This is a genomic window from Paenibacillus sp. B1-35 (genome assembly GCF_050474385.1).
In the GTDB taxonomy this organism is placed as follows: domain Bacteria; phylum Bacillota; class Bacilli; order Paenibacillales; family Paenibacillaceae; genus Paenibacillus_B; species Paenibacillus_B alvei.
This window is the reverse complement of the sequence record NZ_JBCHVJ010000001.1, coordinates 1,186,817-1,199,722: the sequence shown is the minus strand read 5'-3', so window position 1 is coordinate 1,199,722 and position 12,906 is coordinate 1,186,817. Positions and strand designations below refer to the sequence as shown.

Below are 12,906 nucleotides of genomic sequence, written 5' to 3'. Positions count from 1 at the left end.
TGAGAGACACATGAGCGTATCGGAACAATTCAAACCCGCGTTCTTGGAAGACGTGGTTGGCGACCGATTCGGGCGCTATTCCAAATATATCATTCAAGATCGCGCGATACCCGACGTTAGGGACGGTCTCAAGCCGGTTCAGCGACGCATCTTGTATGCGATGTATGAATCTGGCAATACACCGGACAAGCCATATCGCAAGTCGGCCAAAACGGTCGGGGACGTCATGGGTAATTATCACCCGCACGGGGATTCTTCGATATATGACGGTATGGTGCGTATGGCGCAGCCATGGAAGATGGGGCATGTCTTGATTGACGGTCACGGCAACTGGGGGTCAATTGATGATGACCCGGCAGCCGCAATGCGTTATACGGAAGCAAGATTGTCTTCCATTGCGATGGAGCTACTTCGGGATATTGAGAAGGATACCGTTCCGTTCCGTCCGAACTTTGATAATACGGAAGAAGAGCCTGTCGTATTGCCGTCACGCTTCCCAAACTTGCTCGTAAATGGCGTTAGTGGGATTTCGTCCGGTTTTGCAACGGAAATTCCGACACACAATTTGCGGGAAGTGATTGAGGCATGCATCGCCATGATCGACAAACCCGAGATTGATTTGGATGAGATTATTAACATTGTACAGGGGCCAGACTTCCCTACAGGTGGAATCATCATGGGGGCGGAAGGCATTCGTGATGCATATCGTTCGGGTAAGGGGCGCATTTACATTCGCGCGAAGACGGATATTGAGGAAGTGCGCGGAGGTCGTCAGCAGATCGTCGTCACTGAAATCCCGTATCAGGTTGTGAAGTCGCGCCTTGTTACTGCAATGGAGAACATCCGGCTGGAGAAGAAGGTAGACGGCATTGCAGAGGTTCGCGATGAAAGTGGACGCGAAGGGATGCGTATTGTCGTTGAACTGAAAAAGGATGCGGATGCGAGCGGGATTTTGAACTATTTGTTTAAGAAGACGGACTTGCAAGTGACCTATAACTTCAACATGGTAGCGATCGTGAACAAGGCTCCGATGCAAATGGGCATTTTGCCAATGCTTCAAGCCTACATTGAACACCAGAAGGAAGTTGTCACGAATCGTACCCAATACGACTTGGCGAAGGCAGAAGACCGGGCACATGTGTTGGAGGGCTTGGTCAAGGCACTTGATATCTTGGATGCGGTGATCGCAACAATCAAAGCTTCGAAAAATCGTCAGGATGCGCAGCACAACTTGATTGAACAATTTGGTTTCTCTGAACGGCAAGCCGATGCGATCTTGACATTGCAGCTTTATCGCTTAACGAATCTGGAATTGACTTCATTGATGAAGGAATTGGATGACATTCGTAAGAAGGTTGCCGATCTTCGCTCGATTCTGGAGAGCAGCAAGAAACTGATGAAGGTAATTAAGAAGGAATTGACGGACATTCGCGATCGATATGGAATCGATCGGCGTTCAGTCGTGCAGGGAGAAGTCGAAGAAATCAAGGTTAACCTTGAAGTAATCGTCAATGCTGAGGATGTTCTCGTCAGCCTGTCCAATGAAGGATACATCAAGCGAACGAGTCAGCTATCCTTCACGCGTTCTGGCGGGGAATGGGAAGCATCTGGTGTCAAAGAAGGTGACTACATCCGTCAAATCAATGAAGTGAACACTTTGGATCGCCTGCTTATCTTTACGCAGCGGGGGCAATATTTCTCCTTGCCTGTCCATATGATTCCAGAGTTCAAATGGAAAGACAATGGTACAGCCATTGTTAATGTTATTCCGATTGCGAAGGAAGATTCCATCGTAGCTGCCATTCCTGTCAAGTCATTCGCGGACGAGCAGAGCTCGCTCTTGTTCGTGACGCGTCGCGGTCAAGTGAAGCGTACGATGCTTAAGGAATACGAAACAAATCGTACAGGGGCAGTCGCCGCGTGCAAGGTAGCAGATCAAGATGAGTTATTGGCCGTCATGCTTAGTGATGGTTCAGCAGACCTCCTTCTCGTGACAGAACAGGGAATGGCAATCCGATTTGCAGGAGCAGAAGTAAACCCGATGGGACGAGCGGCTGGTGGTGTTCGTGGAATGCAGTTAAAGGATGACGATGCCATCACAGCTGCTCTACAGGTTACGGGCGAAGAAGGAGAAATAACCGTTCTTACGGATATCGGATGGGGCAAGCGCTCCTTGCTGCTTGATTATCCAACACAAGGCAGGGGCGGCAAAGGAATGGCAACATTCGAGTTCAAGGAAGGGAAGCGAGTGAAACCGAATGGGAAGAAGCTAATCGGCGCTTACTTCAGCAAAGAGGCGTATCCGATAACGATCATTACCGAACAGGGACACTTGCACCAGCTTATTACCGAGCATGCACCGCTGATGGACAAAAGGGCACAAGGACGAAGCTTGGTTACCTTAGATAAGGAAGATACAATTGTAAATACTACAGTCATTATACCGCCATCTTCTTAATCGAAGGGCTTGTGCGGTGGATTCAGCACATCGTGCAGGGTAATGACAATTTCTAATAGGACCCACAATGGGACGGGCTCATCGAGCCGCTCTGCCCACTGTGGGTCTTTTATGATCCCGATTTTCACTGCTTTTTGAAAAATGTCGGCTTTGGCCTGATCCATTGTGTTCCCTCCTCGCAGTATGAAGCAATGTAAATGTTAGAGAATGTATGGCAAATGCCTATATGTTATTATATGTGGGAAATGATTGCACGGTTCCAAATCGTAACAAGAAGCGATATGAGTTTGGGATGAAACTACATTCAGAAGAGGGATGATCCCGACTAGAAAAATGTGGTATAATTTAGTTGTTTGTAGATCGACATGGGAATAAAGGGGGAGTCGCTTGCATGCATGCAGCCGAATTTGCCAAGCTATGGTCGAAATTATCCAAGGATTATAAGTTGATGATGGACGAAGCCCTTTCGCCAAGTCTGACAGAGAGTCAGTTAACCGTGTTGGAGCGAATTGCGGAATATGGAAAGGTCAAGCCCTCTGATTTATTGCCTCATCTAGCTACGACCCCGGCCGCAATTACAACATTGATGGATCGCATGGAGAAGAATGCACTAATTATTCGCGAGCGGGATCAGGATGATCGTCGAATCGTGTGGATCCAAGCTACAGAATTCGGCATGCAGGAAATGCGCCGCGGAGTAACGATTCGCGAGAATTATTGGAATGGCATATTGCATCGTATCTCTACACACAATCAGCAGCTACTTATTCTCTTGCTTGGCAAGCTGACTCAATCGCCGCAACCGTCTGTTGTTGAGAAAGAGACGGCTGCAGCGTCAGAGCCTGTACGTGCTGGGCAATAGCTAAGGTGAGACTGGGGCAGGGAGAATAACGGGAACAGCCGCTCTTGATGCCAGATGGCTGTATGTGCTGTTGAGCATCTTTTTCATAGCCTGATACTGCTTTGTGCTTAACCGTTTGTCAGAACGGGCTTTAATTGTTTGCTCCAATGGGAGTACGCGATATTTGCGCTTGTCGCGAGCACCGTCAATATGCACCCATGTTGGAATTGTTGTTATTTTTTTTAGCTCGATTGTACCTTCAGGCATGTGTTTGTTAATTTCCACACCGAAGATTACTCCTATATTCGTGCCATTGCCTGTCTGATTGGATATAAAGTTCCCCATAGAATAGATAATTAGCCCATCACGCTTGGAGCCGTCGGGCTCTCTTACAGTAATACGCTCATATGGCTGGATGACATGTGGATGAGAGCCTAATATAATATCTGCTCCAGACTGGATAAGAGTGTGCGCTAGTCGGATCTGATCTTGATTCGGTGTATGCTCATATTCTGTACCGAAGTGCAATGCAATCGCTACAACATCTGCACCAGCCTTTTTCGTTTTTTGAATATCCTGAATCATACGCTTCTCATCAATGAGAGATACGAGATACGGTTTTTGCTTCGGAAGTGGAATTCCGTTTGTACCGTACGTATAAGCAAGAATCCCTAATTGTATTCCGTTTTTCTCAAATAAGGTTGGTTGATTGGACTCCCATAATGAAGCTGAGATGCCCTTCGTCACCAATCCTTTTTTCTTCAGCACTTCTCTTGTGCGCAATGCTCCAGCTTCGTATCGATCCATGGAATGATTGTTTGCAGTCGTAACGATATTGAAGCCGGCGTACTTCAGTGCATCTGCTAGTTCTGGGGGGGCATTGAACATCGGATACCCAGTGTATAACTTCTCTCCGCCAAGCAATGGAGTCTCTAGATTTGCCCAACACCAATCTGCATCCTCGAGAATAGGCTTAACCTTTGTGAAATAGTTGTTAAAATTGTAGGTGCCTGTCTTCTTATTCAGATAAGCAGGGAATTGAGGAGAGTGCATCATAATATCTCCTACAGCAAGAAGTTTGCTGGATAGGGTATAGGGCTTTATTTTTTCATTGCTTGGAACGGTGGTGCTTGCCGGGATGTCGGCTGTAGAGATGGAATGATCGGTAGCAGATGTTGAATGAGTGCTGCTATTAGGCATCGAATTATTCGATTTCGGAGATTTGGTCCGTTGGTTGTCGTTGGTTGCAGGCTCTGTATTGAAATGTTCCTGAGCCGCTGAACGCAATGGCGAATCAATTGCACAAGCGGTGGATGAGAGTAAAAGAATAACTACGATTATCAGCATCCATATTGATACATAACGTCTGTTGCTCATCTCCATATTCCCCTCCTTTCAAGCTCAAAACAGTTCGATATGCACATATGCTTAATCGTTACCTGAGCTTATTGGCGCACACCTATGTACAATCGCATTGAAGAGATGCAAGTAAGTTCCTCCGCAATGCGATCGTACAAACAGGATGCTGCGTGATATGACTGATTACTAGCCAGTAAGATGATCACAATAATTCATGGTGGATAGGCAGGGATCCTGTACATTAACAGGATGCATAGATAGACGGATCCCATAAGTTCCACGGATATTCCTCGGGCGGTCTCGAATAGAAGTCCATGACTTCCTTCGCAGTCGGATGAGGAAACGACAGCCGGACAGACCATAGTGCGATCTGCTGTCCAGGCTTATTGCATTCGGCGCCGTACTTTTGATCTCCGTACAACGGACAACCGATTGTCTTCATCTGAACCCGTATTTGATGTGGCCGTCCGGTATGAAGTTGTATTCGTACAAGCGTCAAATCTCCGCTCATACCAGCTACTTCATAAGACAGTCGCGCTTCTTTGGCTCCAGGGGTATTCGGAGCAACGGCGCGAACTGTGTTCGTACGCACATCCTTCAGCAAATGATGCGTTAATGCATCGCTGTTCTGTGGGGGACGACCATGAACGATTGCCATATATACCTTGCCAAGCTTATGCGTCCGTACAACATCAGATAATCGAGATGCAGCCTTGCTAGTCTTGGCGAACACCATAGCTCCACCGACAGGGCGATCCAGTCGGTGGACAAGTCCTACATATACATTGCCTGGCTTTGAATAGCGTTCCTTTATATCTTGCTTCAATAAGGAGACCATATCTGCATCCTGAGTATCATCCGCTTGCGAGAGGATATTAACAGGCTTCTCGACAACGATTATATGATTATCCTCGTATAAGATGCCGATATGCGGAGCAGCAGGTTGGCCTAACATAGATAGTTATGCCTCCCATCTTCCTAATATGCCGCAAGGAAGCACCATTCCTGACTTCGTAATTGGAATGCCTACTTCACCACAGGACAGCTTGCCGCCATAACGCTTCTTCATTGTCATGTTCAGCATATTGCTGAGAACAGTTGGCGACAGTCCAGTTGTATAGGAATTGATTTGCAAGAACAGCGGATTATCTGACATGATTGTCGTACAGAACTCAAGGAACGGATACAAGCTTTGTTCCAGCTTCCAAGTCTCTCCGCCTGGTCCTCTTCCATAGGAAGGGGGATCCATAATAATGGCATCATATTTGTTGCCTCTGCGCTGCTCTCTTTGCACGAACTTGAACACGTCGTCCGTAATGTAGCGAATCGGGTGAGATTGAAGACCAGACAATTGAGCGTTCTCCTTGGCCCATTGTACCATTCCTTTGGCAGCGTCCACATGGCATACCTCTGCACCAGCAGATGCGCACGCCAATGTCGCACCGCCTGTGTAAGCGAAGAGGTTAAGTACTTTGACAGGACGATTCGCATTCCTAATCTTGTTCATCATCCAGTTCCAATTCACAGCTTGCTCTGGAAACAAGCCTGTATGCTTGAAGTTTGTGGGCTTAATGTAGAACTTGAGGTTCTGATATTCAATGGTCCAACGATCTGGAATGGGCTTTTTCATATCCCATTGTCCGCCGCCGGAAGAACTGCGGTGATAATGGCCATGAACATTGCGCCATTCATCTGTTTCGCGGTCTAGGGGCCAGATAATCTGTGGGTCTGGGCGACGGAGAACTACATCTCCCCAGCGTTCGAGTTTCTCCCCACCGCCTGTATCGATTAATTCATAGTCTTTCCAATCAGTAGCCATGTACATGTAGTGTGACTTCCTTTCTTCAGTTCAAACTTCCTTAACACTAAGCGTTATTGTACTATAAACTAGCTCAAGCTTCCAGAAAGTTTACGAAAGCAATACCCGCATGAGAGAAATTCATGCGGGTAGGGTTCAAAATAGGTTATTCAGTTTGAAATTTATAGCCTACGCCTCGTACAGTCACGATGTAGCGTGGACGTGTAGGATCAGGCTCAATCTTTTTGCGCAAATTACTAATATGTACCATAAGCGTTCGTGTATCGCCGAAGCTCTCAGTATTCCAAATATGTTGATATAGCTGCTCTAACTTAAATACTTTATTCGGCGATTGAGCCAAATAAGCGAGTAGGTCGAACTCTTTGGCAGATAATGCGACAGCTTTACCTTGTACAGTTACGGTGTGGCTTTGCAAATCCATCTCTAATTCTTCAAAGGAGAGTTTGTGCTGTGTTGAGCGCTGTAGCGCTTGAGCAGAGAGGGAGTTACGGCGCAAATGAGCCTTGACCCTTGCGACAAGCTGACTTGGGCTGAATGGCTTCGTAATATAATCATCCCCACCAACGGTCAGGCCTAAAATAATATCCACATCGTCACTTTTGCAACTAATGAAGAGAATGGGCACATTTGACGTCTTGCGAACTTCCTTACATACCTCAATACCATCCAGTGACTTCAATAAGATGTCTAAAATAATCAAGTCCGGTTCGATTTCCTTCATCATCTGCAGGGCACTGTATCCGTTGTCTGCGACGTACACGCGGTAGCCTTCCCTACGCAAATATAACGATATGAGTTCGGTAATCTCTATCTCATCATCAACGATTAATATTTTGCTTTCACTCACTGCAGGTTATCACCTCCGCCACTCCTATTATTATAGCGAATATCGTCAGGATATGGCAATCTATTCCTAATTACGACATGAATAGATCAAATCCTTACATTCTTCTATCGTCAAAAAAGTATACGTGTTATAAAATGGAAGAGTTGAGGAGGGCGTCAAAAAAATATGCGTCGAATATCATTTCATATTATGATGGCCATGATTATAGTTACAATCATTATTTTACATGTTGCCGGCTCTATTATTGATTCAAAGCGTGCTCCGATTGCAGAAAATGGCGTAATTGACCTTCGTAATTGGAACTTTGAAAAAGATGGGATTGTGCCTCTTAATGGAACATGGAAGATGATGTGGGGGAGCTTGCTTCCTACGGAGCGTTCAACAGAACCAAATGCTATGATGACAGATGTAAGGGTGCCATCCTCTTGGAATCAGTTAACGAATCCGGGAATCCCTAATATAGGTACGGGAGCCGGAACATATTATCTTACAATTAAGAAAGAGGCGAAGGATGCCCTACTGGGTGTGTGGCTTCCAAGTATATATAGTTCATATCGCATGTGGGTGAATGGTAAGCCGATTATTCACGAAGGACAAGTATCGGAGTATGTGGAATATGCTGTTCCTTCCGTAAAACAACGAATGGTTATGATTAATATCCCTGGAAGCACTGCTGTTATTGCCATTGAAGTTACGAATTTCTCTCATCATCGTGGCGGAATATGGCAGCCAATATATCTGGGTTCATCGGAGAAAATCATTAGTAAAAGCAGGTTAGAACTGGTTCGTGACAGTATGCTGTTCGGTTGTTTGTTAATGGTGGGGCTTTATCATATTGGATTGTTCATAGAAAGGCGCAAGGATTGGTACACGTTTCTATTTGCAGTTCTATGCATTGCAATGGCGGGACGGATATTAACGTCTGGAGATGCCATTCTACTTACTTGGTTCCCAAGCTTATCATGGTATTTCGTTATTCGTTTGGAATATGTACTAATGATCGTGGCGACGATGGCCGGATGCGGTTATATGAGATATTTGTTTTATGAGGACGCTTGTTATAAAACCTATGTTGTAATGAATATAGCAGGAGTAATACTCATAGGCACCATTATACTCCTTCCAGTACTTTCTTTTACCTCCAAACTCTCTATCTATCAATTCTATGTGATAGGTGCGGCTTGTTACGTATTCATAATGAATATAAAAGCGGTTCATAATCAACGGCTGGGTGCGCATATTGCATTGATCGGATTCACCGTTCTTAATATATTGGTCGTTAATGATATTTTATATTATCATTCGCTTGCTCCTATTCGAGACTTGGCTCCAATTGGGCTTGTATTTTGCATATTTATGCAATCGCTTATGATCTCGTTAAGGTATTCAAAAGCGATGTATGACGTTGAATCGGTAACTATCGAGCTGCGAGAACTGAATGCGAATTTAGAGGAGAGGATACAAGAACGTACAGCTGCATTGACGCAAATGAATGCGAATTTAGAGTTGAAAAATTTTGAATTAGAACGAATGGAAACCTCGCGTAGACATTTATTTACGAATATTTCACATGATTTACGAACACCGATGACCTTAATCCGCGGCTATTTAGAGGCGCTGCAGGATGAGGTAATTCAGGATAGAGAACAGCAAAAAAAGTATATTCGCCTTATGCTCAATAAAATTAATGGCTTGAATCATCTTATTGATGATTTGTTTGAGCTGTCTAAGTTAGAGGCCAGGAGAGTGCCTGTAGCGATAGAGTCGGTACTGCTGGAGCATTTTATTTCTCATTTGGAAGAGCATTACGAGCTGGAGCTGCGAAGCAGAGGCCTGCTATTCGCATGTTATAACCTGACGTATCGCAATGCTCCCCCGGTCAGCATTATGCTGGAAGTTGACATTGATCGCATGATGCAAGTGTTCGACAATATTATCTATAACGCAGTCAAATTTACGCCAATTGGTGGTTCCATAACGATTGAGGTTGACTATGTAAAGCAGGATCAAGCGGTTCAAATTAAAATCACCGATACCGGTATTGGTGTGGGTGAAGAAGACTTGCCTTATTTATTTGATCGATTTTATAAAAATGATAAGTCGCGCAATTCGATGACAGGCGGCAGTGGGATTGGACTGGCAATTGCTAAAGAAATTGTTGAGTTGCATTTAGGAAGAATTGGAGTTGAGAGCGTGCAAGGACATGGAACGACATTTTATATCATTTTGCCCGCTCAAGTGAAATAGCTCAGACACATCGTTTTATCGCTTGGAAGAAATAGATTGCCGCATTAGCTGGAGTGTTTGTTGTCTTGAATCGGCATCTAGCCCGTGCCATAGCTGTAGAAGCTGATTTGTCTCATGTGATTCGATATAGGAATGATCATTGATAAGATAGTCTACAGATACGTCGAATAAGACGGCCAACTTCAGTAAGGTGGAATATACGGGTTGCCGATTGTTAATTTCATAATGGCTATATGCCGAACGAGTCAATCCAATATGACGGGCAACTTGCTCTTGCGACATATTTCGGACGGTTCGTAAATTGCGTAAGCGCTCTCCAAATGTCATAGCAGGTCTCCTTTGAGAAAAATATGCTAGAGTGGGGTCGCAAATTTATAGGTTTGTAGTTTTACATGTAATGTATGATACAAAATGTATCATGTCAAGATTGTTTTAGAATATCATCTATTACTGCAAAAGGCGTAATTCCAAAAAGGAATCACGCCTTTTGCAATATCTATCAAAACGATTCTGTCAAGAAACTACGATGCTAATTCGGTTTAATATAAGGACAAAGCAAGGGTGTCCATTTCTCGTCTTGAATGCAGAATTGCTTCTGATCCGATAATTTCAATACTGATCAGTGTTTCAAGGCATGTTTTAATCGCTCGCTTACCTGTATTCATTTTGCGATTGAGAGCATCCATGAGTAAAGAGAATGTATTTTTGTGAGACATATTTGTGCAAAACACGGGTATTTTTCGTTGTTGGAATTCAATATAAACTGTTTTCATCTGGCAACGGACCTCCTTCTATTGATCTATTTCCGTTAATCTTATAATACGAAAGGAACATTAAATGAACATTAAAAAGTGAAGACAATGTTGTTACATTTGCAAAATATATGGAAGAAATCTATAAATATCGTAGAAAAAAGCCACTTGATTGTGATTGAAGTCGAAGTAACCATTCCCTAATATGCACGATTGGGCACTTAACGGCATATATCGTATGTAGCGATGCGTAAGGGGGATGGAAAGTTGGAAAAGCGATTGTCACTGTGCATGATTGTAAAAGATGAGGAATCGTTTATCGGCAACTGTCTGGACAGTGTGAAACATGTGGTGGATGAGATCATTATTGTTGATACAGGTTCAACGGATAAAACCGTATCGATATGCCAATCGTATGGTGCGAAAATCTATGAGTTTCCTTGGAATGACAGCTTTGCCGACGCTCGCAACTTCGGTTTGAAGCAGGCGACGGGCGATTGGATATTGTGGATGGACGCAGATGAGGCACTGGATCCGGATCAAGCGGTGTTTGTACGCGATATTTTGCAGGAAGAAATGGCTCATATCGGAGTTATCCGATTAATTAACTATATTGGTGAAGATACGCCAAGCAACGCACAGACTTATATCGTTGGTCAGCATCGCTTGCTGCGAAATCATATGGGATTTCAATTTAACGGAAACATACATGAACAGTTAAATGTTCAAGAGGTGCTTGGAGAGCATATTGAATGTAAGATCCTGCCTGTGAAAATTCACCACTATGGATACTTACAAATTGTTACCCAAGCACGCAGCAAGTCTGAACGAAATTTACGACTGCTGCAGATTGAAAAAGAAAAGCCGGAATACAGCCCGTGGATCGATTATCACATTGCTAGTGAGCAGTACCGGTTGCAAAGGTATGCAGAAGCCTATGAATCAGTAAATACTTCCTTACTGCGATTTATTGAAATGAGCAAGCTGCCGCCATCGCTTTTGTACAAATTAAAATATGAGTTAATGCTCATTCTAGGTAGCTATGATGGAGCATGGCCATCGATTGAAAAGGCTATTGCCCTGTATCCGGATTACGTCGATCTTCACTTTTTCAAAGGAATTATTTTGTACTTGAAACAAAAATACGATTACGCATTGCCTGTGTTTCGGCACTGTATTGAGTTAGGGGAAGAAAATCTCCAACATCTTATCTTGCGGGGAGTAGGGAGCTTTCACGCATGGTACTACATTGGACAGTGCTTAGAGCGGTTGAATCAGCGGGAAGAAGCAATTCAGGCTTATGAAAACTGTCTTCGGGAAGACAGCGGTCATACTTCTGCAAAGGATGCACTAGGCTTGCTGCTTGACCCACCGAATCAGGTACAGCAAGAAGATATTCATCAGGAGAACATGAAGGAAGCGCAATTGTCAATCCATCAGTCTGCACCGAATACAATAAGTTTATGTATGATTGTGCGCAATGAAGAGACTGCTTTGGAACGCTGTCTTAGAACTGTCCATAAGATTGTGGATGAAATCATTATTGTCGATACAGGCTCGACAGATCGAACGAAGGAAATTGCAGCCCAGTTTCATGCACGTGTGTTCGATTTTGAATGGATAGACGATTTTGCTGCAGCGCGGAATTATGCCTTTAGTCAAGCAACGAAGGAGTATATTTTGTGGCTAGATGCGGATGATGTGCTGGAAATCAAGGATCAAGTTCTCTTAAAGGAACTAAAGAAAACACTTTCGCCAGATGTTGATAGCGTCACGATGCATTATGTATTAATGGTAGATGAAAAAGGAAATGCTACATCCAGTCTGCGAAGAAATCGCTTAGTTAAGCGAGCCCGCGAGTTTAAGTGGCATGGGCCCGTGCATGAATATTTGGAAGTAGGCGGACATATTATTCATAGTGATATATGTGTAACCCATAAGAAAGATAAGCAATATACCGATCGCAATCTCCGAATCTACGAGAAGAGACTCGCCGCCGGTGAGGAGTTTTCGCCACGTGATTTATATTATTTTGCAAATGAATTGCGAGATCATTCCCGTTTCGAAGAGGCTGCGAATGGATATGCAAAGTTTTTGAATACAGGGCAAGGCTGGATAGAAGACAATATTCAAGCATGCCGGAAAATGGCAGAATGTTATGGCAAACTAGGTCAACGACATAATCAGTTTATGGCGTTGTTCCACAGCTTCACCTACGATAAGCCACGTGCTGAAATATGCTGTGCAATCGGAGCTATGTGGGTGGATTCCGGGCACTATCACCAGGCTATCTATTGGTTTGAGCAGGCAACGAAGCTTCCGGCAGATGAAGGTCAAATGTCGATGGTAGAGCCGTCTTCCTGGACGTGGGTACCTCATTTGCAATTGTGCGTATGCAATGATCGGCTTGGGGAGATAGAGAAGGCTTGTTACCATAATGAGGTGGCGTTATCCTTCCTCCCTTCACATCCTAGCATGCTCCATAATCAACAATATTTCCGTGACAAGCTTGGAGAAGAACGGTATGAGAAGCTGCGGATTCAACAATAAAGGAGAGTTCGAGTTCAAAGTATGTGATCGCGA

11 protein-coding genes and 1 pseudogene are annotated in these 12,906 nt (G+C 44.3%); 5 read left to right on the top strand and 7 right to left on the bottom strand.

All coding sequences use genetic code 11. The features are described from left to right. The first annotated feature begins 10 nt into the window (after window positions 1–10). Window positions 11–2,458: a DNA gyrase subunit A gene (gene gyrA, locus ACQ5BJ_RS05040; protein ID WP_268621250.1), complete on the top strand. Its 2,448-nt coding sequence runs from the start codon at window positions 11–13 to the stop codon at window positions 2,456–2,458. Here gyrA and ACQ5BJ_RS05035 read toward each other — a convergent pair. After that, window positions 2,455–2,622, bottom strand: coding sequence for a hypothetical protein (locus ACQ5BJ_RS05035; protein WP_005547088.1), 168 nt, complete (start codon window positions 2,620–2,622; stop codon window positions 2,455–2,457). The genes gyrA and ACQ5BJ_RS05035 overlap by 4 nt on opposite strands. Before the next feature lie 227 nt (window positions 2,623–2,849). Here ACQ5BJ_RS05035 and ACQ5BJ_RS05030 point away from each other — a divergent pair, with 227 nt between their 5' ends. Then, entirely contained in the window at window positions 2,850–3,320 is a 471-nt protein-coding gene (locus ACQ5BJ_RS05030) for a MarR family winged helix-turn-helix transcriptional regulator (protein ID WP_268599671.1), read from the top strand. On the opposite strand, the gene ACQ5BJ_RS05025 is transcribed toward ACQ5BJ_RS05030, so the two are convergent. The 4 genes from ACQ5BJ_RS05025 to ACQ5BJ_RS05010 all read right to left on the bottom strand — a co-directional run bounded on the left by ACQ5BJ_RS05025 (window position 3,321) and on the right by ACQ5BJ_RS05010 (window position 7,324). After that, complete coding sequence (locus ACQ5BJ_RS05025) at window positions 3,321–4,676, bottom strand: CapA family protein (RefSeq protein WP_430108917.1); 1,356 nt, start codon at window positions 4,674–4,676, stop codon at window positions 3,321–3,323. A gap of 223 nt (window positions 4,677–4,899) precedes the next feature. Beyond that, a complete protein-coding gene (locus tag ACQ5BJ_RS05020; RefSeq protein WP_005547092.1) occupies window positions 4,900–5,613 on the bottom strand; it encodes an RluA family pseudouridine synthase in 714 nt (237 codons plus the stop codon). A gap of 6 nt (window positions 5,614–5,619) precedes the next feature. Beyond that, window positions 5,620–6,483, bottom strand: coding sequence for a class I SAM-dependent methyltransferase (locus tag ACQ5BJ_RS05015; protein ID WP_163978824.1), 864 nt, complete (start codon window positions 6,481–6,483; stop codon window positions 5,620–5,622). Window positions 6,484–6,622: 139 nt separating this feature from the next. Further along, window positions 6,623–7,324, bottom strand: a complete 702-nt coding sequence (locus ACQ5BJ_RS05010; RefSeq protein ID WP_163978823.1) for a response regulator transcription factor — start codon at window positions 7,322–7,324, stop codon at window positions 6,623–6,625. 165 nt (window positions 7,325–7,489) lie between these two features. Between ACQ5BJ_RS05010 and ACQ5BJ_RS05005 the strand changes: the two genes are divergently transcribed. After that, entirely contained in the window at window positions 7,490–9,571 is a 2,082-nt protein-coding gene (locus ACQ5BJ_RS05005) for an ATP-binding protein (RefSeq protein WP_430108913.1), read from the top strand. A 15-nt stretch (window positions 9,572–9,586) separates the two neighbouring features. Here ACQ5BJ_RS05005 and ACQ5BJ_RS05000 read toward each other — a convergent pair whose 3' ends face one another. Together ACQ5BJ_RS05000 and ACQ5BJ_RS04995 are read right to left on the bottom strand one after the other, a co-directional pair. Further along, a complete protein-coding gene (locus ACQ5BJ_RS05000) occupies window positions 9,587–9,898 on the bottom strand; it encodes a helix-turn-helix domain-containing protein (RefSeq protein WP_005547096.1) in 312 nt (103 codons plus the stop codon). Window positions 9,899–10,110: 212 nt separating this feature from the next. Then, window positions 10,111–10,344: a hypothetical protein gene (locus ACQ5BJ_RS04995; protein WP_005547097.1), complete on the bottom strand. Its 234-nt coding sequence runs from the start codon at window positions 10,342–10,344 to the stop codon at window positions 10,111–10,113. Between the two features lie 225 nt (window positions 10,345–10,569). On the opposite strand from ACQ5BJ_RS04995, the pseudogene ACQ5BJ_RS04990 reads away from it, so the two are divergent. Both ACQ5BJ_RS04990 and ACQ5BJ_RS04985 read left to right on the top strand, forming a co-directional pair. Further along, window positions 10,570–11,637, top strand: a pseudogene (locus ACQ5BJ_RS04990) (glycosyltransferase); the annotation flags it as partial. Window positions 11,638–11,733: 96 nt separating this feature from the next. After that, window positions 11,734–12,873 (top strand): glycosyltransferase family 2 protein, encoded by a 1,140-nt coding sequence (locus ACQ5BJ_RS04985; RefSeq protein ID WP_051135126.1) that lies wholly within the window; start codon window positions 11,734–11,736, stop codon window positions 12,871–12,873. Window positions 12,874–12,906: the final 33 nt, after the last annotated feature.

Coding starts and splice junctions, on each gene's coding strand:
- ACQ5BJ_RS05035 (WP_005547088.1), bottom strand. CDS start 2,622: ATGGATCAGGCCAAAGCCGACATTTTTCAAAAAGCAGTGAAAATCGGG.
- ACQ5BJ_RS05020 (WP_005547092.1), bottom strand. CDS start 5,613: ATGTTAGGCCAACCTGCTGCTCCGCATATCGGCATCTTATACGAGGAT.
- ACQ5BJ_RS04985 (WP_051135126.1), top strand. CDS start 11,734: ATGAAGGAAGCGCAATTGTCAATCCATCAGTCTGCACCGAATACAATA.
- ACQ5BJ_RS05030 (WP_268599671.1), top strand. CDS start 2,850: ATGCATGCAGCCGAATTTGCCAAGCTATGGTCGAAATTATCCAAGGAT.
- gyrA (WP_268621250.1), top strand. CDS start 11: ATGAGCGTATCGGAACAATTCAAACCCGCGTTCTTGGAAGACGTGGTT.
- ACQ5BJ_RS05005 (WP_430108913.1), top strand. CDS start 7,490: ATGCGTCGAATATCATTTCATATTATGATGGCCATGATTATAGTTACA.
- ACQ5BJ_RS05025 (WP_430108917.1), bottom strand. CDS start 4,676: ATGAGCAACAGACGTTATGTATCAATATGGATGCTGATAATCGTAGTT.
- ACQ5BJ_RS04995 (WP_005547097.1), bottom strand. CDS start 10,344: ATGAAAACAGTTTATATTGAATTCCAACAACGAAAAATACCCGTGTTT.
- ACQ5BJ_RS05000 (WP_005547096.1), bottom strand. CDS start 9,898: ATGACATTTGGAGAGCGCTTACGCAATTTACGAACCGTCCGAAATATG.
- ACQ5BJ_RS05015 (WP_163978824.1), bottom strand. CDS start 6,483: ATGTACATGGCTACTGATTGGAAAGACTATGAATTAATCGATACAGGC.